This window comes from Nocardia sp. MDA0666 (assembly GCF_003023875.1).
GTDB lineage: Bacteria > Actinomycetota > Actinomycetes > Mycobacteriales > Mycobacteriaceae > Nocardia > Nocardia aobensis.
The window spans coordinates 1-19,606 of the sequence record NZ_PYHT01000006.1 but is presented as its reverse complement, the minus strand read 5'-3'; the positions used below and the strand labels follow the sequence as shown (position 1 = coordinate 19,606).

The following is a 19,606-nucleotide window of genomic DNA, read 5'->3' as shown; positions in this document are numbered from 1 at the left end:
GATGCGGCCTCAGCGGAGGGGTTTGGCCGCGACGACGACCAGATTGCTGACCAGGAGTTCCCGCACGCCCGGTAGGCGCGTCACCCACCACGCCCAGCGCGGATGGTAGCGGGGGAAGGTGGCGAGGATCTGGGCCCGGCCCCCGGTTTCACGCGCCCATCGCAGCCCGTCGGCGGCGGTGACGGCGAACAGTGAACGGCCGAAGCGGTTCTTGGGCTGCTTTCCGGTGCGCCGGGTGTAGCGCCGGGCCGCGAATTCGCCGCCGAGGTAGTGCCACGGTCCCGTTTCGTGGCCGCCGAACGGTCCGAGCCACACCGTGTAGGACAGCACCATCAGGCCGCCCGGTTTGGTGATGCGCAGCATCTCGTCGGCCATCACCCACGGCTGCGGCACATGTTCGGCGACATTCGACGACAGGCAGATGTCGACGGCGTCGTCGCGGATCGGCAGCGCCATCCCCGATCCGCGCACCGCGCCGGCGACGGTGAGCCCGGCGGCGTGCATCTCGGTGGGATCGGGTTCGATCGGCAGATAGCGCGCGCCCGCCGCCGCGAATTCGTCCGCGAAGTACCCCGGACCCCCGCCCACGTCGACGACCACGGTGCCGCGGAGGTCCCGTCCGGTCAGATCCCGATAGAAGTCGGCTACGAGGTCGGCGGTGTCGGTGGCGATACCGCCGTAGAACCGGGCCGGGTCGGTTTGTTCGAAGCGGAAACTGCCCAACAGGCGCAGTGAACGGCGAAGGGTGGCCCGGCGCGCGAAGCGGGGACGCGGTCCGGTTGCGTCGGATCGAAGCATGGCCGCGCCAGTCTATGCGGCCACCGCGACGACCCGGAACGGCCGTCGGCCGCTATGGTGGAGCCCACTGTCGTCCGACGTGAACGATCTGGAGAACTGCCGTGCCCGAAACCGGCCCCCGCGAGCGCGCTGCGATGGCGCAGCTCTGTGGGCCCGGCAGCGGCGAGAACGAGATGCGGCCGGGTGCGGACGTACGCGAAGTCCTGCTGCTGTGCTGGCGCGACACCGGACATCCCCAGGGTGGGGGAAGCGAGCGGTACCTGGAGCGGGTGGGTGCGCAGTTGGCGGCGCGCGGGGTGAAGGTGACGCTGCGGACCGCGCACTATCCGGGTGCGGCGCGCCGGGAACGCATCGACGGCATCGAGGTCAGCCGCGCGGGCGGGCGCTTCACGGTCTACCCGCGAGCGCTGGCCGCCATCGCGGCCGGGCGGCTGGGTTTCGGCCCGCTGCGCGGGTTGCGGCCGGATGCGGTGATCGACACCCAGAACGGCATTCCGTTCTTCGCCCGGACGGTCTCCGGCGCGCCTTCGGTGGTCCTGGTGCATCACGGACACCGTGAGCAGTGGCCGGTGGCGGGCCGGGTGGTCGGGAGGATCGGGTGGTGGATCGAATCGCGACTGTCGCCCCGGGTCCATCGGCGCGATCAGTATCTGACGGTATCGCTGCCCTCCGCGGAGGAACTCGCCTCGCTCGGGGTGGACGCGACGCGAATCGCGGTGGTGCGCAACGGCGCCGAGCCCGTGCCCGCGCAGTCCCCGACCGGCGCCGCGACGACCCGCACGAGGTATCCGAGCATCGTCGTGCTGTCGAGGCTGGTGCCGCACAAGCAGATCGAGGACGCACTGGACGTGGTCGCGGGTCTGCGTGACCGGCTCCCCGGCCTGCGCCTGGATGTGATCGGTGACGGCTGGTGGGCCGACAACCTGAAGAAGCGTGCGCACAGCTCGGGTATCGCCGACGCGGTCGATTTCCACGGTTACGTCGACGAAGCGCGCAAGCACGAATTGCTCTCCCGCGCTTGGGTTCAGGTACTGCCCTCCCGCAAGGAAGGGTGGGGCCTGGCGGTCATCGAGGCGGCGCAGCACGGTGTCCCGACCATCGGCTACCGCAGTTCGCGGGGGCTCACCGATTCCATCGTCGACGGTGTGACCGGGGTGCTGGTGGACGACTCCACCCAGCTGACCGACACCGTGGGTGAACTGCTCGCCGACCCCGAGGGACGAACGGTGATGGGGGAGAAGGCGCGTGCGCGAGCTCGCGAGTTCTCCTGGGAGCAGACGGGCAACGGGGTGAGCGAAGTCCTGGCCGCCGCCGCTCGGGGACGATTCGTCTCGGGGCTGGTCACGGGGCGTGCGACGGTGGCGGCAGCGACCTCGGCGCCGCTGCGAGACGACCGGGTGGCCCCGACCCTTCGCTGATCGGCGAGCGATCATTTCCGGCACGACCCGGCTGTCGATCGGTGCGCTTCATCGCCCGCGTCGCCGGTCGACCAGGGCCGCCGCGAGCCCGGTCAGGAGCAGAGCCGCCCACAGCAGGTGCGCGGCGACGGCCACGGCACGGTCGGTGGCGGTGGCCCGGGCCACATCTCGTGCGCCCGGTACGCGATAAAGCGTCAGATCGGCGTCGGAGTACACCGGCTGCAGCCGGCTCAGCGTGGTTCTCGCATCGCCGACCGCTCCCGGCGTGCGGTGTTCGACGAGTATCCAGCCGACGCCCTGGGCGGCGAGGTCGGCGGGGTCCGCGCCCCGGAGCAGCAGGTTCTCCACCCGCTGGGCCCGTGCGCCCTCACCCGCCACCACCTGCCCCCGGACGGGCAGCACACCCGTCTGCAGAACGTCCGACCGCAGCATGCGGGGTGCGGGATCCAGCACCGGAACCCTTCCGCTGTAAGGGAATACGCGGAACATCCCGGCGGGCAACACCGCGACGTCGCCGGGGCCGTCGACCACCGCGGCCACCCGCTGCCACGCCGGCGGGTAGTGCACCGGTCGCAGCGCGCCACCCACTCCCCAGGCCAGGTCGGGCAAGGTGAGGATCAGCGCGGCGATGAAGAGCACAGCGATAAGTGGTTGCGCGGCAAGGGTATTCGGCCGAGACGCGGTGCTGTCGATGCGCGAGGGCTCGTCACCGGCGGCAGGAGCGGTCAGCGCCGCGGCCGATTCCGCGGGCGCGTCCGTGTGAACCGTGTCGGTGTGCGGCGCAGGTTGCCGCGCGAATTCCGGTGTACCGCGGTGGCGGAAGGAGGCGAGGGCGCGGCATCCCGCCGCAGCGCACAGGGCATATGCGGGCATCGCCAGGGCGACATACTTCTGGGTGTCGCGCAGCAATCCGGCACCGGGGATGCGCTCGATCAGGGATTCGCCGATCGAGAGACCCCATCCCGTCGCACCCAGGGCCGGCAACAGGATGCAGATCGCGGCCAGCACCAGCAGCATTCGCCGTGAATAGCGCGTGGAGCGTTCGCCCGGCGCCGCGACCGCCCGCACACCCGACAGGACGACCGCCAGCAGCACCAGGGTCGACAGCACCGCGAAAAGTGTGGTCCGAGAGCCGGGTACCGCCGCACCGTTCCAGATTCCCCCCAGTCCGGCCAGGCTCCCCAGGGTGCCGAGCCCCGGCTCGGCCCGCGCGGCGAAGGCCGCCACGCCCGCCGGATCGGACGGTTCGGCCCCGCTGCCGGACAGCGCAGTGGCCACCAGCCACGGACCGGCGCTCACCAGCCACAGCGCCACCGCGCCGACCACATTGCGCCGCCCCACCGTGAGGATCGCCGCCACACCCGCCAGCAGCGAACCGGTCGGCGTCAAACCCGCCGCGGCGAACAGGCCGCCCAGCATCAACCACGGACCGGCGGTACGCGCCCAACCCGGCCTCGTCCGGCTGCCGAGCGCCTGCTCGGAGGTGTCTCCTCGCGGCTCGCGGTCGGCACCGGCCCTGATCCGCTGCCCGAGGACAACCGTCCAGGGCAGCGCCGCATAGCCGGCGAGCAGGCTCCAATGTCCCTGCAGAAGACGTTCGGCCACATAGGGATTCCAGATCGCCACCGTCGCGGCGACCAGCTGAGGCGCCAGGGACACCCGCAGCAGGCTGTGCGCGAGCCGGGCCGCGCCCCATCCGGCGGCCGTGAGCGCGAGCACCAGAATCGCCTTGACGACGATCCCTCCGTCCACCACCACCGACAGTGCGGCGAGCAATCCGTCCTGCGGAACGGCCCTCGGCGCCGCGTCGCCCAGCCCCAGAGCCGCATCGGTCGCGTAGGACCGCGGCGTGCTCACCCCGTCGCGCAGCAGCAGATATCCCGGCCCCAACAGTGGGCCGACGACGATCAGGGCGAGCGCGAGGCTGTAGGCCACGGGAACGATCCGGGCCCACATCGGCGCGGCGCTCGCCGGACGCAGCTGCGAGCTTCTGGTGTCGTCGCCGTGTTCTCGAGCCCCGGTCACGCTGAGTCACCCTACGTCGGCCGGAATGCCGGCCGCGGACGCCCGCCCGGGCTCCCTACACCGCGGACGCCCGCCCGGCTCCCTACACTTGCCCGCCGATCTGGCGCAGCAACGTCACATCGTCGAACACCGCCCGCGCTCCCGCGATCTTCCCGTCGCGAATCGTGTACAGGCCGAGCTGGGTGTACTCCACCGGCCGGTGGGTCGCGGGGACGCCGCGCAGCTCCGCGGAGTGGGTGCCGCGGATGGTGATGTGGGCCCAGACCCGGTCGTCCTCGGCGATCAGTTCGTCCACGGTGAAGGTGGCGTCCGGGAGCGCGCGGAAATAGTCGAGCAGGAATGTCCGGTAGTCCGCCACGGTGAACCGGGCACGGCCGGTGCGGTCGGCGAGGGTCGGAAACGTGCAGTCCGGCATGAAGCTGTCCCACACAGCCGGCAGATCCCTCGTCGGGGCGTCCCCGGCCTTCATGAATCGGCGGATGACGTCCTTGTTCGCCTCGATAGACATATCAAACCCTCACAGTGAGATCGTATCAGTGATACTAAAGATATGGTCTCACTGAGACGGTGTCAACGCGGCGAGACGGAGTTGTGCGATGGATCGATGCGCCGAATGCGGTTACGAGTACCGGCCGGACGAGGCGCCGCGGGCCGCGACCGCGATCCTCGCCGGCGTCACCGAGCTGGCCGCCACGCTGAACGACTGCCCCGACGCGCGGCGTCGCCGTCTTCCGGAGTTGTGGTCGCCGTTGGAATACGGCTGCCATGTCCGGGACGTACTGCTCGTGCAGCGCGAACGCATACTGCTGGCGCGCCGCACCGACCGCCCGGCCCTCGTCACCATGGGCCGGGACGAACGCGCCGATCACGACGGCTATGCCGAGCAGGATCCCGCCGACGTGGCTCAGGAACTGCTCGTCTCGGCGCGACTGCTCGCGAATGTTCTCGACCGCCTCGACGCCTACGACTGGAACCGGCGGGTTCTGTACAACTACCCCGATCGCGTCGAGCGCGAACTGCGCTGGGTGGCGGTCCACACCGTCCACGAGGTCCGCCATCACCTGCTCGACGTGCGGCGCCAGCTGGTGGACGAGGACTGAAACACCGGCTCGACGGCGCCGCCGGTCGCGTACCGGCAGGCCTCGGCTGCGCCGGGTGGCGCGGAGGTGGGAGCATGGCGGGATGCCTGCCCTGCGCCGTCTACCCGTGGTCGCGGATATGACCCTGGTGACCGCTGGGGCCATGACCGCCAATATCGCCGGCTATCTGCTGCAACTGCTGGCCGGGCGCTGGCTGGGTGTGGCCGGCTACAGCGCCTTCGCGAGCCTGCTGGCCGTGCAGTTGCTCGCCGCGGTGCCGGCGTTGGCGCTGCAGAACGTGGTCGCGCGGGAGTTGGTGCGTGGCGCCGCGGTGGCGACGGTGCGCGGCCTGACCCGGCGCTGCGCGATGATCGTCGCGGTCGTCGCGGTCGCGCTCATACCCGCCGTCGCGGTGCTGCTGCACGTGAGCGCGGTCGCCGCGGGCGGGGCGCTGATCGCCGCGCCGGTCCTGGTGTTGCTCTCCGGCGAGCAGGGAATTCTGCAGGGAACGAACCGATTCCGTTCGCTCGCAACCGTTCTCGGCGGTTCGGCGATCGCCCGGGTCGCTCCGGCGCTGATCGCGCTGGCCATCGGCGTGGGTGCTGCGGCCGCGCTCTGGGGCGCCGCTCTCGGCTTGCTGGTCGCTACCACGGCGGCGAATCGGATCTCCCGGATCGCGCACTCGGCGCCGGATGCCGGCTCGAACCCGCTGCCACCGAACGCGACCGAAGGCGCGCGGGCCCCCGCCGAGGTCCGGAGCGCCGGTGCGCGGATCGGGGCGGCACGGGCCGCCGATGTGACCGCGGTCCTGCGCGCGGCCCAGGTCCAGGCTGCCCTGATGGCGCTGTCGTCCGCGGATCTGATCATCGCCCGCATCGTTCTCGACGAGGCGGACGCCAGCCGCTACGCCCTCGGCGCGATCGCCACCAAGATCGCCTTCTGGCTCCCGCAGGCCGTCGGCGTCGTGCTGTATCCGCGGATGGCGCAACCACAGCATTCCGTGCGTGCGCTGCGGTCCGCGCTCGGCGTGCTGGCGGCGGTCGGCGTGGTCGCCGTGGCCGGCGCGGCCGTGCTGGCGCCGCTGGCCCCGCTGTTCGCCGGCCGTGACTATGCGCCGATCCAGGATCTGCTGTGGTTGTTCGCGCTGGCCGGCGCGCTGTTGGCGGTGCTGCAGGGAGCCCTGCTGTCGGCCATCGCCGCCGACCGCACCGCACCGGCCGCCGTCATCTGGGCCGGATTGGCGGTCGAAGTGGGCGCCGCCGTGCCGTTCGTGCGCAGCCTGCCGGCGTTGATCGCGCTGGCCACCGCCATCGTCGCGATCGTGACGACGCTGGTGGTCACCGTGGTGGTCCGGACTGTGCGCCGCGATCCGGGTGCTACGAATATCGCTGTGGGAGAGAAGCGTTCGCCGTTACCTACCGAGTGACGACGGGGAGGCGACTCACTCGCCCGGAGTCTCCGCTTCGGTGAGCTCCTCGGCGGTGATGTCTTCGGCGGCGCGCTGGTACGCGTCGGCCGCGCGGGCGAAATAGTCGAACAGCAGTTCCCGCTGTTCGGGGGTGTAGCCGCGCACGATGTCGCCGATCCGGCGACGGGCCGGGGCCAGGGCGCTGTCGAGGCCGGCGGGCCGGTCCACCGGTTCGACGATGACCTTGCGCCGGTCGGCAGGATCCGGCGCCCGGCGCACGTAGCCGCCCTGTTCCAGGCGATCGATCAGGCGGGTGGTGGGCCCGGTGGTGAGCCCGGTGCGGGCGCCGAGTTCGCCGGGTGTCATCGCGCCGCTCAGCTCCAGGATGTTGAGCGCGTAGAGGTCGGTGGCGCCGAGCCCGACCGCTTTCGCACCCGCTTGGGCATGCAGCACAACGGAACTCAGATAGCGGCGAAAGACCTGGCTGGGATCGTTGTCGCGACTCGTCGTTGACACGGGACACACCTCTCTCGTAATCTCTTCCTCAACGAAGAGACTTCTTCAAAGAAGTAAAATCTTCTACGCAGAGAATATCACGAGAGGCCCGCACGAGTTGTCCAAGACCCAGACCTACACGCTGGTCCGCGAAGCCGACGGCCGGTGGCGGATCGCCAGTTTCCACAACACCGCGCGACAGTCGGTGTTCGAGCGGGTGTCCTTCCTGTTCGACCCGGCCACCGAGCCCGAGGCCGAACGGTGAAGGCGCTGGTGACCGGTGCGAGTGCCGGCATCGGCCGCGCCTTCGCCACCGGCCTTGCGGCAGAGGGGTTTTCGGTGACCGCAGTCGCCCGGGACGCCGATCGTCTGGCGGAGCTCGTCGGTGAACTCGGTACCGGCCACGACCATCTCGCCGCGGACCTCAGCACCGAGAAGGGAGTAACGGCAACCGCGCAGCTGCTCCGCCGGGGCGGTTACTCGCTGCTGGTCAACAACGCCGGGACAGCGGTGCCCGGCGACTTCACCGAGGTGGGGATCGAATCGTCGCTCGCCACCATCGATCTCAACTGCCGGGCCGTGGTCACACTCGCGCACGCTTTTCTCGCTACCGCAGGCTCCGGCAGCGCGCTCGTGAATGTGTCCTCGACGCTGGGACATTCACCGAAGCCTGGCCTGGATGTGTACAGCGCGTCCAAAGCATTCGTCACCGCGTTCTCCGAAACCCTGTGGCACGAACAGAAAGCGCGCGGGGTCCACGTCATGGCCCTGTGCCCCGGTGTCACCGCGACCGGCGCCCAGACCGCCGACGATGTGCCGCCGTGGCTGGTGCAGTCGCCGGAGGACGTGGTGCGCCGAGCGCGAAAAGCCCTGGCCCGCAAGGAGGGCCCGGTCGTACTCACCAGCCCGGCCAACCGGATCTGGACCACCGCCATGCGGCTGCTGCCGCGCCGAACCGCTCTGACCCTGCTCGCCGATTGAGGAGACGAACATGTCCACCACCGACACCACCGCCATCCGCGCTCTCATCGAGCGCAGCCGCGAGGCCTGGAACCGCGGCGACGGCGCCGCCTACGGCGCCTGTTTCACCGCCGACGCCACCGACGTCACCTATCTGGGCACCGTTTACCACGGTGGCACCGAGATCGGCGGCGCGCATCAGGCGCTGTTCGACAGTTTCCTGAAGGGCACCCGGCTCACCGTCGACATCGTCGAGATCCGCCGCTACGGCAGCGATACCGCCGTCGTCGTCACCCGCGGGGAATCGTCGAAGGGGCAGCCGAAGAAGCTGGGCAAGCTGGCCACCTACACCGTGGTCCGCGAAGCCGACGGCGAGTGGCGGATCGCGGCGGTGCACAAGACCCAGCGCAAAACACTGATGGAGGCGCTGACCTTCCGCATGCAGCCCGCCGCCCGGCCGGCCGCCGGATAGCGGCCCCGAGAAACGCCAGTGGCTCCCCGGTCCGACAACCGGGGAGCCACTGTGCGACCGGAGAACCTACCGGTTCTCGCTGATCACCGGTTCTTGCTGATGTCTATCTGCTGCGTCGGCGCTTCCGAGAACGACTGTCCCGGCTTGTCGCTCGGCGGGGTGGTCTGCGGCTTCTTGACCAGCCGGCCCGGCTTCGAGGAGCCGTCGCCGCCGCGCAGGCCCAGGATCAGACCGGCGATCAGCGAGATCACGCCCAGCACACCGAGGATGATCGGCAGCGTGCGGCTGTAGAGCGAGATCTGGTCCATGTACTTGCGGGCCTCGTCGGCCTGCGAGCGGACGGTGTCCGGATCGAAGGTCAGCGTGGTGTTGATCGCGGTGACCTCGGGCTTGTCCGCGCTGCGCGCGTAGTACTGGTGCAGCTGCTCGGAGCCGTTCACGACGGTGCCGGTCTTCGGCTCGACCCACACGTCGCGGGTGTTGGTGTAGTAGCGGTTCATCGTGACGTCGCCTTCGCCCTGCACGCCCCACTTGGCGGCCGGGAAGGTGAGCCGGTTGGTCGGCGCGGAGGTGACCTTGGACAGATCGGTCGGCGGCACCTGCTGGCGGAAGTGGTAGACCTTCAGATCGTTGATCTCGGTCTCTTCCACGAACTTCATATCGAACGACTTGCGGGCGTTGATGTCGAAGTACGGGTACGTGGTCTTCTCGGTGCCGATCGGGAAGCGGTACTGCAGACCGGTGTGCTGCACCGGATCCGGGACGCTGTTGCCCTTGCTGTCGACGGTGGTCGCGATCGAGCCGTTGGGGTCGTCGTCGATCGGCTGACCGGTCTTGCGGTTGATGGTGACGCGGTCGATGATCGCCGACAGCAGGCCGGTGTCACCGGTCTTGTCCTTGCGGCGCAGTGTCTGACCGGCCTGGATCGTCATATTGGTCTTACCCGACGGATCCTCGACGGTGAGGAAGCGCTGCGAGATGAGCCCGACGTTCTTGTCGATCTGGACCGGGCCCTCACCGGAGGTGAGCGATTTCGCGTCCAGCACCTCGCTCGGGGCGTTCGGCTTGTTGGATGCGATGGTGGTGATCTCGAGGTCGAGGGGAGTTTTGGCCAACTGGCTCACCCCGTAGGTCGGAATCAGTATCGCTGCGACGATCAACAGCGCACCGAGTCCCACGAGCAGGCAGGCCACCGTCCTCTTGGTACCGGCACTGAGTGCCATGCAAACTCTCCTCGTCGTCGAACAAGCCTCGTCCGGGTGCGCTCATAACCGGGTGCGGTCATAACACAAGCACTCGTGAGCCCCGACACTAACAGTCCGGCACCTTAACCCGGCGAGCTGAGTACGAAAACACCCCGGAGAAGTACGGGCGTCCGGCGAGCCGTGGTCCACGCTCGGGCCGCGGGGAGCCGCACGCGGCGCCGGCGAACCCCGCAGGGCACACTGGATCGCGATGACCGCAACGCCCGAAATCGCCACATCCAGCACCGACGTGCCGGCTGCCCCGGCGTCGCGCCCCGCTCCGGCGGTCCCCGGAACCCGGAAATTCGTTCCCGCACTGGAGGGTCTGCGCGGACTGGCCGCACTCGGTGTGGTGCTGACCCATGTGGCCTTCCAGACCGGCGCCGCGGGAACGCCGGTGATCGGGCGGGTGTGGGAGCGGTTCGATATGGCCGTGGCCGTATTCTTCGGCCTCTCCGGCTTCCTGCTGTGGCGCCCGCACGCCGCCGCGGCCCGCGGGCTGGGCACCGCGCCGCGGGCCGGGCGCTATCTGCTGCACCGGGCCGCTCGCATCCTGCCCGCCTACTGGGTCGTGGTCTGCGTGGCGCTCACCCTGCTGCCGTCCGCGGCGCATTCGGCCGGGCTGCGGGTGTGGGGGGCGAATCTGGCGTTGGTGCAGGTCTTCGTCCCGCTGACCCTGACCGACGGGCTCACCCAGATGTGGAGTCTGTCGGTGGAGGTGGCCTTCTATCTGGTGCTGCCGCTGCTGGCCTGGGCGCTGGCCGGGTTGCGCGGCTCGGCGGCGCGGCAGCGGGTGTTCGCGGTGACCGCGATCGGGGTGCTGTGCCTGGGCTGGAATTTCCTGCCGGTCCCCACCCCGGACGCCATCCACGCCGACAACTGGCTGCCCGGCTATCTGCCCTGGTTCGCGGCGGGCATGGTGCTGGCCGAACTGGCCGAGATCCTGGGCGCGCGATCGCGGGACGGGGACGCGGCGCCGCGGTGGCAGCGGTGGTTCGGCGACCGCCGGCTGATGTGGTCGGTCGCCGCGGTCGCGTTCGCGCTGTCGGCCACCGACCTGGCCGGGCCCGCCGGACTGGCTCGCGCCGCGGCGTGGCAGTACGCGATGAAAATGGGTCTAGGGGGCTTGATCGGTTTCGGCCTGCTCGCCCCGCTAGTGGTCGGTGTCGCGCGGCACCGCTTTCTGGAGAGCCGCCTGGCGTTGACGATCGGACGCTGGTCCTACGGCGTCTTCATCTGGCATCTGGTGGTCCTGGCGATGATGTTCCCGATCTTCGGTTTCATCCCGTTCAACGGCGGGTTCCTGCATGTGCTGGCGTTGACGGTCGCCTTCACGATTCCGCTGGCCGCCGCGAGTTACGCGCTGGTCGAAGAGCCGGTGCGGCAGTGGGTCAAACGCCGGTTCGGGTAGCGGAACCCGCTCGCCCCCACGGTTTCCGCGCGGGCAGTGCGGCGACGCCCACGGCGACGACCGCCACCAGCGCCGGGAACTGCGCCCACAGCGAGCCGCCCATATAGACCTCTCCCGACCGCCACGGCCCGGTGGAGAGCGCGGCTTCGCCCAGAATCGTGCCGGCCCCGGCCAGCACGGCGAGGACGAGCGGCGCCTGCGGCAGCACCCGTACTGCGACGACACCGATCGCGGCGCACACCGCCCCGATCGGGCCGGCGATGAGGAAGGCGGCGATCAGCACACCGGCGGCGCCCAGCCACCAGCTGTTCCAGGTCCGAGGGGGTGGGTCGTAGGAGACGGCCGAGGAGGCCGGTGCCCGGACGGCGGTCACGGGATTGTCGGTGTGATCGCCGGATGCGCTCGAAGCACCGTCCGGCCGGGGCGTCGTGCCGCCGCCGATTCCGTGTGCGAGCGCACCGTCTGCCGTCGTCGGTGCACCGTCCGCCGGGGCGGGCGAGTCGGCCGCCGACAGGGCGGTGTCGCCGGGTGTTCCGCCTTCTGCGGGCAGCGGCGTGGTGTCGTCCTGCGGCAGTTCGGCCGTGCGGTGGTTTCGATTGTGCCCCAACCATTTACGCAGTCGCCCGGGTACCGGAAGGGCCAGCAGCACCAGCGGGATCAGCAGGAGCAAACCGCCGAAGATGGCCAGGCGATACCAGCGGTCGATCGGGAATCCCACGGTCACCGCGCCGTGCGCATCCGCGGGAATTACCCAGCCCTGCTTCCATCCGTCGACTACGACGGGCCGCAACGTGTGGCCGTCTCCGGTGTGCGCGGTCCAGCCGACATTGGTACTGAGCGGCAGCACCAGCAGCCGATCGCCGGCCGGCGCGTCGATTCCGGCCGGGCGATCGGCGCCTCCGGTCGACTCCGGCGCGGGGCGGTCGACGGCAGTCCCGCCCTCGCCGGTTGCTTCGTCACCGTCGTGGGCCGGCCGCGTCGCGTCGCCACCGTCAGTAGCCGGTGTCGCGGGCGTGGCAGCCGCGAAAGCCGTATTGTCCAAACGCAATTCGTCGACCGAGAACAGTTCGGTCGGAGCGACCGCGACGTCGACGGAACCGGCCGGAAGGTCGACCGTGGCACCGCCGTACGCGGTGTCGCCGGGCGCGCACACGGTGGCGGAAACCGGCTTCCCCGTGCGCAATTCATCGGCCGTCGCCGTCACGCTGGTGTGCAGCACCCGCCCCGCGACCGCGAGGGTCGGGCCGTGGTCGCAGTCCACCGTCACCGGCCGGTCGCCGGGTGCGGGCGCCGGATAGTCCGGTCCGAGTACGGACACTTCCGCCAGGCCCGGCGGCTGCTCCTGGGTGAAACCGAGTGCGGTGCGGTCCAGCACCGGCTTCCAGGTATCGATACTGATCTCGATGTGGTCGGTGACGTGCGGATACAGCTCCAGCCGGACCGGAGTCGGCGGTGCGGACATCGGCGCGGGGGTGTCGGTCGACTTCGGCTGCGGGGCGGGTGCGTCACGCGGCGGTGTGGCGGTCGGCGAGGTGCGGCCCGGTGACTCGGCCGTCGCCTCCGGATCGCGTCCCTTCGGCGCGGGCGGAATCTCGCGCACCTGGGGCCCGTCACCGAGATTCACCGCGATCGAGGTCGGCCGTGCGGGCAGTGCGCCCATCGGCGGGGTCACCTCGAGGCCGGTGACCAGTTCCGGGCGCGGCAGCTGAACGGTCAGCGTCGGTTTGGCGCCGGTGCGATTGCGCACGGTCTCCTCGGGGGCGATCCAGCTGGTGCGCGGATCGCCGTCGGTCGCCGCGAAGGCCGAACCGCGCAGATCGCCGACATCGGCCTTGCCCCGGGCGATGGGCCGCTCCGGATCGGTCAGCAGACTTTCCAGCGCCGGGCCCTGCCGGGTGCGCAGGGTCAGTCGCGGTGCGACCGTCACCGGGTCCGGGACATCGAGAGTCCGTTCGAAGGCGCCCGGTTCCTCGGCGGGCAGTGCGAGTCCCTTACTGCAGCGCACGCGATCGGGCGCATCGAAACATCCACTGCGACCCGGGAATTCCTGTCCCAGATTCCAGCCGCGCACCGGTGTTCCGGCCGGAACGGGCGGCAGCACCGTGCGGTGGCGAATGGTCACCGGCGTCGGCGCGTCACGGTTCGAATAGTCGAACAGCTGCACCTCGCTGATACCGAATTGCCCACCGCCGGTACCGTTCTCGGTGCGAGTCGCGGTGATGGTGAGCCAGTCGGTGCGCCCCGGCGGCAGCGAAACCGACACCGGCGCACCGGGTTCCGATATCCGCGCGGCCACCGTGCCGTTGGCGGTGCGCACCTCGATCCACTTCACCGGATCGCCGATCGCGGCGGGACTCGTGGTCACCTGGAGTGCCCCCGCCTGGATCGGATGGTCGAGGCCGAGCCGGAGCCATTGTCCGACAGCGTGTTCGGCACTGGTGCTCAACCACGCGGTACTCGGGTCGCCGTCGAAGGCGGCCGCGGTCGAACTTCCCGGGGCCGCACCGCCGAGCTGAGTGGCATCGGCCGCGGAACTGGAGGCCGTGACGGTGGCGCCGGACCACTGCCCTTCCACCGGCTGCGCGCCGGGTACGGGGTAGTCGGGGACCAGGTTGTGGGTGCGGCGGGCGTCGGTGGGCGCGCGCAGCGCCGAATTGTGGTTGTCCACCCGCCCGAAATCGGCCTCGCGATCCATCGGGGTATCGGTGATCGTGGTCGCGGAGGGAATCAGTCCGGCGCGTGCGGCATCGGCGGCGAGCAGGGTGGGTCCGTTCGCGCCGGATCCGTTGCGACGCAGCCGTTCCAGCACTTCCGGACCGCCCTGAACGACCGGCACGGAATTCAGCGGCACGGTCCGCGCCCCGGGGAAGCTCGCGGGAGCGCCGGGACCACTGCGGATGTCGGCCGGTTGCCCGCTGTCGCCGTCGCTCACCCGGTAGATCTCGATCGCGGGATACGTCGGGCGCAGATCACCGTCGGCGACCAATCCGTCGCCGTGGCCCACCTCGATCGGGTTGCCGAATTCGGCGACCTTGGTGATCCCGGGCGAGCCCTCGATCGCCTCGTGCGCCAGCATCGGACGGGTGGAGCGGGAGGTGTCGGGGTCGAGGTCGTTGCGCAGCAACAGAATTCCGATGCCCTGATCGATCAGCGTCGGGGCGAGCCCCGTGGAGGGCCGGCCGTCGGCGATCAGCCGCTGCACCGAATCCATCGCCCGGATCGCCCCCGGCGGTGTGAGGGGCACGGCATCGCGCACCGCCCACGGCGTGCGGGCCAGGGCCTGCAGTGGTTCGTCACGGGTCAGTCCCCAGATCTGGCTGCCGAACGGCGCTCCGGGCACCACCAGCGCCCGGGTGTCGGAGGCGTTGCGCGCCAGCCAGTCCGCGGTCTCCTGCCAGTACGCCGGCACCTTGTCGTAGGCGCCGCGTGGGGCGAGCTTGCCGGTCCATGCCAGCGAGGTCGACAGGGCCAGTGCCGCCAGCAGCAGCGCCGCCACCGCGACCATCCGATTGCGTTCCGGATGTGCGAAGGCGCTGCGCCACACCGGCATCGGCACCGAGGCGGGCAGCGGCACCCGGCGCAGCAGATGAGCGAGCCCGAGCACCAGCGGGATCCGGATCAGCGGTTCCAGCTTGTGCACATTGCGCAGCGGGGCGCCACCGGAATCCAGGAAGATCCGCACCGATTCGGCGAACGGCCCACCGAGCTGTCCGGCGTATCCGGCGCAGATGCCGACCAGGCCGGCGATCAGAACGAGCGTGAACCGTCCGCGTCCCGGCATGGAGCGCAGCGCCAGCCCGGCCATTCCGGCCGCCGCGAGCGCTCCGGACGCCAGTACCGCCGCGGGCTGGGTGACCAGCACCGCGCCCGCGATCCGCTCCGGTGAGACGTACGGCGTCCAGCTGTCGGTGCCGCGCAACACCTCACCCAGCGACGCCCACTGGGTGGTCACCCCGGAGGATTCGATGTAGTCCAGGAACGGCGGGCTCACCTTGCCGAGCACCAGCAGCGGCACCACCCACCAGAAGGTGCCCAGAATCAACAGCGGAATCCACGCCCGGGTGAAGCGCCACCAGGTGCGATTCGGGCGATACGACGCCCACCACAGTGCCGCGGGCAGAAAGGCGGCCACCGTCGCGACCGCGTTGACCGAGCCCATCAGCGCCAGCGCGAGGGCGCTCGCCGCGGGCGAGGTCGCACCCCGCATCGAGACCGAGTCGGCGGTCGGCCGGTGCGGCAGCAGCCGCCGCCACCCGGATCGGGCGGCACGGACCCGCGGCATCCCGACGACGCCCAGCGCGGCCGGGGCGAGCAGCACCCAGGGGGCCAGCATCATCGGCAGGGTTTCCGAGGAGATTGATCCGAGCGTGGTCAGCACCCGCGGCGAGAGCGCGAACGCGACCGCCGCGACCACCCGGGAACCGCGGGTGCCGATGCCCAGCACCTCGCACAGCCGGACGATGCCCCAGAAGCCGGCGAGAATCAGCAGCGCCCACCAGATCCGCTGGGTCACCCACGCCGGAAGGCCCAGCACATGGCCCAGTGAGAAGAAGGCGCCGTGCGGGAAGAAATATCCGTACGCCTGGTTCTGCACCTGGCCCATCGGGGCTTGACTGCTCCACAGATGGGCGGCGCGCTGCAGGAATCCGACCGGATTCTGGGCGAGATCGTATTTGGTGTCGGCGACGGTATTGCCGGGTGCCTGCAGGAAGGTCAGCAGGAAGGCGGCGAGAACGGTACCGGCGAACCAACGCCGGCCCAGTGGTGCGGTGGCCGAGGAAGGGGAGTCGGCGGAGGGGGCAGCGGCGGGCGCAGCGTCAGCGCGCGCCGTACTCAACGTTGTTCAGCAGCGACGACGACGCGTCGCCACTGCGATCCACCTCGGGCCGCGAATTCTGCGCTGTCGCCGTCACGACGACGAACACCGCGATCACGCCGAGCAGCGCTCCGGCGACGGCGCTCGCAACCCCCGGGACGGCAAACTTCATCGCGTACTCCCAACATCGACACAGGCGTCTTGCGAGCCAACCTACAACATGGGCGCGCCGCAGGCGGCACGCAGCACGGCAACCCGCCGGTCGGCCGGCCCTCTCGCGCCCTCCGAGCAGCCCCGATCAGCTCGGCTGGTCCGGTACCGCGCAGGCCAGCCCGTTCAACAGGGTGCGCAGTTTGGCCGTCGTCTCGTCGAGTTCGGTGCGCGGGTCGGACGCCGCCACGATGCCGCCGCCACCGTAGGCCTGCACGGTGCGCCCGTCCGCGGACACGTCGGCGCATCGGATCGCGACCACCCATTCACCGTCGCCGCGGGCATCGCACCAGCCGACCGCGCCGCCGTAGAACCCGCGCGGCTCCTCGTATTCGGTGATGGTTCGCAGGGCGAGGTCGGTGGGGGTCCCGCAGACCGCGGGCGTGGGATGCAGCAGCAGAGCCAGGTCGAGCGCGGTGGTGGCGGGGTCGCGCAGCCGGCCGGTGACGGGCGTCGCCAGATGCCAGACCTCGGCGGTGTTGATCAGCTCTGGGCCCTCGGGGATCGCGAGTTCGGCGCAGACCGGGGTGAGTTGTTCGCGGATCCACTCGATGACGAAGGCGTGCTCGTCGCGATTCTTGGTACTGGACAACAACTCCCGCGACCGTTCGGCATCGACGGCGGGATCGGCGTGCCGGGGCAGTGTCCCGGCCAGCGGGCGCAGCGTGACGGTGTCGCCGTGCCGGGCGACCAGCACCTCCGGTGTGGCGCCGACCAGATGTGCGCCCGTCCGGCCCGCCGGTGTCAGATCGACGGCGAAGACGTTGGCCTGGGGATGGCGAACCAGCAGGTGCGCGGCGATCACCTCGGGTTCGAGCGGCTGCCGCGCCTCGGCGATCAACGAGCGCGCGGCGACCACCTTGCGTAACGGCTGCGCCGGATCCGACAGTTGCTCCACCAGTTTCGTCACCCGGGCCACATGCTCGGCCGGGCTGGGAATCTCCGCGACGACCCGGACCTCGGGCAGCGGTGGCACCGCGGCCGGACGCCACGGGCCCGCGCTGTGTTGCGCCTGTTCCGGTTCACACAGCGCGGCCGCATCGCCCGGATCGAACGGGATCGCGCCGACGATCAGTTCCGCCGCACCCGCACGCAGGGCCGCCGCCGCCCGCCGCGCATCGTCGAATGCGCGCCGGATGCCGGTCGTACGGACCACGCCCCCCGGTTGTGCGAGCAGAAAGCCGTCCATAGTTTCCCGACGATAGTCGTGTCCGGAACGGGCGGCGCCCGGGCAGCGACGCAGATCTCATGTGGGCAGACTCATGTGAAGGGGAGCGGCCCCGTCACAGCCGACCGGCGAGATCGCTGACCGGAATCGGTTCCTTTCCCGGCGGTACCAGCAGAATCGGCCGGTGGCAGTGCTTCAGCACCGCCTCCGCGACACTCGAATGCAGCAGGGCGCGGATGCCGGTGGAGCCCCGCGTACCGGCGACGATGATGTCGACATTCAGCTCGTCGGCCACGTCGACGATCGCATTCCAGATGGTCGAGGTGCATTCGGCGGTGCGTGGCTCCGCATTCAATCCCGCCAATTTCGCCAGCCGTACGCCCTCGGCATTGATCTGTTTGGCGTCGACGTAGGCGATATCCTCGATCTCCTCGTCCGGAAGCCATTCCGGCTGCATCACCCCGGAAAGTCCGGACAGCCGCGCGGCCTGGCGCACCATCGGCTCCCACGCCGTGAGCACGACCGCCCTGGGCGCGGACAGAAACCGCCCCGCATATTCCACGGCCCGCTTCGCATTCTCGGATCCGTCGTACGCGATGAGCATCAAGTCGCAAGTCATGACGACCTCCCGGACCTCCGTGCCGTGAGTGTGTGGGCGTCCCGCGACTACCCGCGACCCGAGACTACTCGCGCGATCAGCGTCGATGCGGGATGTCGATCGGTATTCGCCGATTCGATTCGAAACCGTTCCGTTCCGTCCCCGCATTTCGGTCCAAACCGGATGCGACCATTCGGTCCGGACCGATCGGACTGTGTGCTGAACCTCACTCGTGGCTGACAATTCGCGCGTGATTCACCGAATCACGTGTAACTGCTGTGATTTCCGGTATTCACTGGAACAACCGACGAACGGAGCCGGGGTACGGCGCCGGGAGATGGACAGTGAGTGAGGTGCATCGTGCGATTGAAAGAGATTGCTACGCCACAGGATTGGGCGGACACCTATCGGGAGCTGTTCGGATTACCCTATGTGCGCGTCACCTCACCCGGATATGTGGTGTTACCGCTGGGCGACTCGGTCGCCGCGGTGAATACGCCGGAACCGCTCGGTGCGCTGGTACTCGGTGAATTGACCGTGCGCGGCATTCCGGGACCGGTGCTGGTGCGTGAACATCCGCCGCGTCGAACGTTCATCGCGGTATTCGACGGTTATCCGGATGGGGATCGGACCCTGCGATTGCAACGCCACGGCGTCGATATCGGATCCCATCGCAGCAATGTCATTCTGCCCACCGGATTCGGGCGGCACACCCACGAGGGCCGGTGGTGGGCGCGCGCACCTCAGCGCGACGAATCGCTGCCGCTGCTGTCGGAGGTGGTGACAGCGGTGGAGCGCATCGCCGCGTGAGCCGGGCGCGCCGCGGATCCCGGGTCGGTGTCAGGCGAGCGCGATCAAGCAGGCCGCCGCCGAGGCCAGGACCAGGCACGGCATCGGATACGGCAGATGCGCGTACCAGCGTGCCCGCACGATGGTGATCACCGCACCGACGAAATACAGCACCAGGCCGACGGCCGCGGCCAGGCCGACCGCCGGGAACACCAGCCCGGCCAGCAGCCCCAGTGCGCCCGCTGCCTTGATCGCCGCCAACGGCATCAGCGCCCGGTCCGGTACCCCGTAGCTGCGCATATTGCCGCGCACCCACTCCGGGGCGACGATGTCGACGACGGTCGTCCCGAAGATCACCACGGCGGCGACGATCGTGACGGTCACATATGCGGTGTGCATGACACCCTCCTGCTCGTTCGGCGCCCTGATCTGCGATCGTGAAGAGGTGGGTCCGAGCCCACGGCGCGGGCGAACAGGGCGAATCCGTCCCACATCCGGTTCGACGTGCGGGGGCCGAGAAAGGTGACCGGTGCGCGATCGGGACGAGCTGGCGCGGCGCTTCGAAGAGCACCGCGAGCTGCTGCGCGCTATCGCCTACCGCATGCTGGGCTCACTGAACGAGGCCGAGGACGCGGTGCAGGAAGCCTGGTTGCGCCTCGATCGGGCCACGGGGACGACCGAGACGAAGAATGGTGGGCGAGGCACGGCGGAAGGG

At 70.1% G+C, this 19,606-nt stretch carries 19 protein-coding genes; 9 read left to right on the top strand and 10 right to left on the bottom strand.

The annotated features are described in order from the left end of the window. Window positions 1–9 precede the first annotated feature (9 nt). A complete protein-coding gene (locus tag C8258_RS11675; protein WP_106955219.1) occupies window positions 10–798 on the bottom strand; it encodes a class I SAM-dependent methyltransferase in 789 nt (262 codons plus the stop codon). 173 nt (window positions 799–971) lie between these two features. Here C8258_RS11675 and C8258_RS11670 point away from each other — a divergent pair, with 173 nt between their 5' ends. Next, on the top strand, window positions 972–2,216 hold the full coding sequence (locus tag C8258_RS11670; protein WP_106955353.1) for a glycosyltransferase family 4 protein: 1,245 nt from the start codon (window positions 972–974) through the stop codon (window positions 2,214–2,216). Between the two features lie 48 nt (window positions 2,217–2,264). Here the strand turns inward: C8258_RS11670 and C8258_RS11665 are convergent, their stop codons facing one another. Together C8258_RS11665 and C8258_RS11660 are read right to left on the bottom strand one after the other, a co-directional pair. Then, a complete protein-coding gene (locus C8258_RS11665; RefSeq protein ID WP_106955352.1) occupies window positions 2,265–4,172 on the bottom strand; it encodes a hypothetical protein in 1,908 nt (635 codons plus the stop codon). Window positions 4,173–4,323: 151 nt separating this feature from the next. Further along, a complete protein-coding gene (locus C8258_RS11660) occupies window positions 4,324–4,749 on the bottom strand; it encodes an ester cyclase (RefSeq protein WP_106955218.1) in 426 nt (141 codons plus the stop codon). Window positions 4,750–4,837: 88 nt separating this feature from the next. Here C8258_RS11660 and C8258_RS11655 point away from each other — a divergent pair, with 88 nt between their 5' ends. Further along, window positions 4,838–5,341, top strand: coding sequence for a DinB family protein (locus tag C8258_RS11655; protein WP_106955217.1), 504 nt, complete (start codon window positions 4,838–4,840; stop codon window positions 5,339–5,341). An 82-nt stretch (window positions 5,342–5,423) separates the two neighbouring features. Then, a complete protein-coding gene (locus tag C8258_RS11650; RefSeq protein ID WP_106955216.1) occupies window positions 5,424–6,746 on the top strand; it encodes a polysaccharide biosynthesis protein in 1,323 nt (440 codons plus the stop codon). Window positions 6,747–6,761: 15 nt separating this feature from the next. Here C8258_RS11650 and C8258_RS11645 read toward each other — a convergent pair whose 3' ends face one another. Then, a complete protein-coding gene (locus tag C8258_RS11645; RefSeq protein WP_199195675.1) occupies window positions 6,762–7,244 on the bottom strand; it encodes a MarR family winged helix-turn-helix transcriptional regulator in 483 nt (160 codons plus the stop codon). Window positions 7,245–7,341: 97 nt separating this feature from the next. Between C8258_RS11645 and C8258_RS11640 the strand changes: the two genes are divergently transcribed. Genes C8258_RS11640 through C8258_RS11630 form a run of 3 tightly spaced genes read left to right on the top strand, consistent with a single transcriptional unit; the run spans window position 7,342 to window position 8,655 of the window. Continuing rightward, the gene (locus C8258_RS11640) at window positions 7,342–7,488 is read left to right on the top strand and encodes a hypothetical protein (RefSeq protein WP_199195674.1); all 147 of its coding nucleotides are present in this window, start codon (window positions 7,342–7,344) and stop codon (window positions 7,486–7,488) included. Window positions 7,489–7,496: 8 nt separating this feature from the next. Further along, window positions 7,497–8,204: an SDR family oxidoreductase gene (locus C8258_RS11635; protein WP_199195673.1), complete on the top strand. Its 708-nt coding sequence runs from the start codon at window positions 7,497–7,499 to the stop codon at window positions 8,202–8,204. Between the two features lie 10 nt (window positions 8,205–8,214). Beyond that, window positions 8,215–8,655, top strand: coding sequence for an SgcJ/EcaC family oxidoreductase (locus C8258_RS11630; RefSeq protein ID WP_106955214.1), 441 nt, complete (start codon window positions 8,215–8,217; stop codon window positions 8,653–8,655). Window positions 8,656–8,738: 83 nt separating this feature from the next. Here C8258_RS11630 and C8258_RS11625 read toward each other — a convergent pair whose 3' ends face one another. Beyond that, the gene (locus C8258_RS11625; RefSeq protein WP_106955213.1) at window positions 8,739–9,878 is read right to left on the bottom strand and encodes a DUF3068 domain-containing protein; all 1,140 of its coding nucleotides are present in this window, start codon (window positions 9,876–9,878) and stop codon (window positions 8,739–8,741) included. A gap of 232 nt (window positions 9,879–10,110) precedes the next feature. Between C8258_RS11625 and C8258_RS11620 the strand changes: the two genes are divergently transcribed. Then, window positions 10,111–11,310: an acyltransferase gene (locus C8258_RS11620; RefSeq protein WP_106955212.1), complete on the top strand. Its 1,200-nt coding sequence runs from the start codon at window positions 10,111–10,113 to the stop codon at window positions 11,308–11,310. Here C8258_RS11620 and C8258_RS11615 read toward each other — a convergent pair. The 4 genes from C8258_RS11615 to C8258_RS11600 form a co-directional block, all read right to left on the bottom strand. Then, a complete protein-coding gene (locus C8258_RS11615) occupies window positions 11,291–16,147 on the bottom strand; it encodes a DUF3367 domain-containing protein (RefSeq protein WP_199195672.1) in 4,857 nt (1,618 codons plus the stop codon). The two genes, C8258_RS11620 and C8258_RS11615, sit on opposite strands and share 20 nt — an antisense overlap. Next, window positions 16,128–16,298 carry a DUF2613 domain-containing protein gene (locus tag C8258_RS11610; RefSeq protein WP_083871340.1) on the bottom strand — a complete coding sequence of 57 codons (171 nt, stop codon included), beginning with the start codon at window positions 16,296–16,298 and terminating at the stop codon, window positions 16,128–16,130. The genes C8258_RS11615 and C8258_RS11610 overlap by 20 nt, the downstream gene beginning before the upstream one ends. Window positions 16,299–16,424: 126 nt before the next feature. After that, window positions 16,425–17,525 (bottom strand): isochorismate synthase MenF, encoded by a 1,101-nt coding sequence (locus tag C8258_RS11605; RefSeq protein ID WP_106955211.1) that lies wholly within the window; start codon window positions 17,523–17,525, stop codon window positions 16,425–16,427. Between the two features lie 94 nt (window positions 17,526–17,619). Beyond that, window positions 17,620–18,123: a universal stress protein gene (locus C8258_RS11600; protein ID WP_063063743.1), complete on the bottom strand. Its 504-nt coding sequence runs from the start codon at window positions 18,121–18,123 to the stop codon at window positions 17,620–17,622. 345 nt (window positions 18,124–18,468) lie between these two features. On the opposite strand from C8258_RS11600, the gene C8258_RS11595 reads away from it, so the two are divergent. Beyond that, the gene (locus C8258_RS11595; RefSeq protein WP_146161216.1) at window positions 18,469–18,912 is read left to right on the top strand and encodes a hypothetical protein; all 444 of its coding nucleotides are present in this window, start codon (window positions 18,469–18,471) and stop codon (window positions 18,910–18,912) included. Window positions 18,913–18,942: 30 nt separating this feature from the next. On the opposite strand, the gene C8258_RS11590 is transcribed toward C8258_RS11595, so the two are convergent. After that, entirely contained in the window at window positions 18,943–19,290 is a 348-nt protein-coding gene (locus C8258_RS11590) for a DoxX family protein (protein WP_106955209.1), read from the bottom strand. Window positions 19,291–19,420: 130 nt separating this feature from the next. Here C8258_RS11590 and C8258_RS11585 point away from each other — a divergent pair. Further along, the coding region (locus tag C8258_RS11585; protein ID WP_304598376.1) for a sigma factor at window positions 19,421–19,606 on the top strand (186 nt) is incomplete at its 3' end.

Excerpts from the sequence above, each read along its gene's own strand:
- C8258_RS11625 (WP_106955213.1), bottom strand. The coding sequence starts at position 9,878 with ATGGCACTCAGTGCCGGTACCAAGAGGACGGTGGCCTGCCTGCTCGTG.
- C8258_RS11650 (WP_106955216.1), top strand. The coding sequence starts at position 5,424 with ATGCCTGCCCTGCGCCGTCTACCCGTGGTCGCGGATATGACCCTGGTG.
- C8258_RS11590 (WP_106955209.1), bottom strand. The coding sequence starts at position 19,290 with ATGCACACCGCATATGTGACCGTCACGATCGTCGCCGCCGTGGTGATC.
- C8258_RS11660 (WP_106955218.1), bottom strand. The coding sequence starts at position 4,749 with ATGTCTATCGAGGCGAACAAGGACGTCATCCGCCGATTCATGAAGGCC.
- C8258_RS11675 (WP_106955219.1), bottom strand. The coding sequence starts at position 798 with ATGCTTCGATCCGACGCAACCGGACCGCGTCCCCGCTTCGCGCGCCGG.
- C8258_RS11600 (WP_063063743.1), bottom strand. The coding sequence starts at position 18,123 with ATGACTTGCGACTTGATGCTCATCGCGTACGACGGATCCGAGAATGCG.
- C8258_RS11665 (WP_106955352.1), bottom strand. The coding sequence starts at position 4,172 with ATGTGGGCCCGGATCGTTCCCGTGGCCTACAGCCTCGCGCTCGCCCTG.
- C8258_RS11655 (WP_106955217.1), top strand. The coding sequence starts at position 4,838 with ATGGATCGATGCGCCGAATGCGGTTACGAGTACCGGCCGGACGAGGCG.
- C8258_RS11670 (WP_106955353.1), top strand. The coding sequence starts at position 972 with ATGCGGCCGGGTGCGGACGTACGCGAAGTCCTGCTGCTGTGCTGGCGC.
- C8258_RS11630 (WP_106955214.1), top strand. The coding sequence starts at position 8,215 with ATGTCCACCACCGACACCACCGCCATCCGCGCTCTCATCGAGCGCAGC.
- C8258_RS11605 (WP_106955211.1), bottom strand. The coding sequence starts at position 17,525 with ATGGACGGCTTTCTGCTCGCACAACCGGGGGGCGTGGTCCGTACGACC.
- C8258_RS11610 (WP_083871340.1), bottom strand. The coding sequence starts at position 16,298 with ATGAAGTTTGCCGTCCCGGGGGTTGCGAGCGCCGTCGCCGGAGCGCTG.
- C8258_RS11620 (WP_106955212.1), top strand. The coding sequence starts at position 10,111 with ATGACCGCAACGCCCGAAATCGCCACATCCAGCACCGACGTGCCGGCT.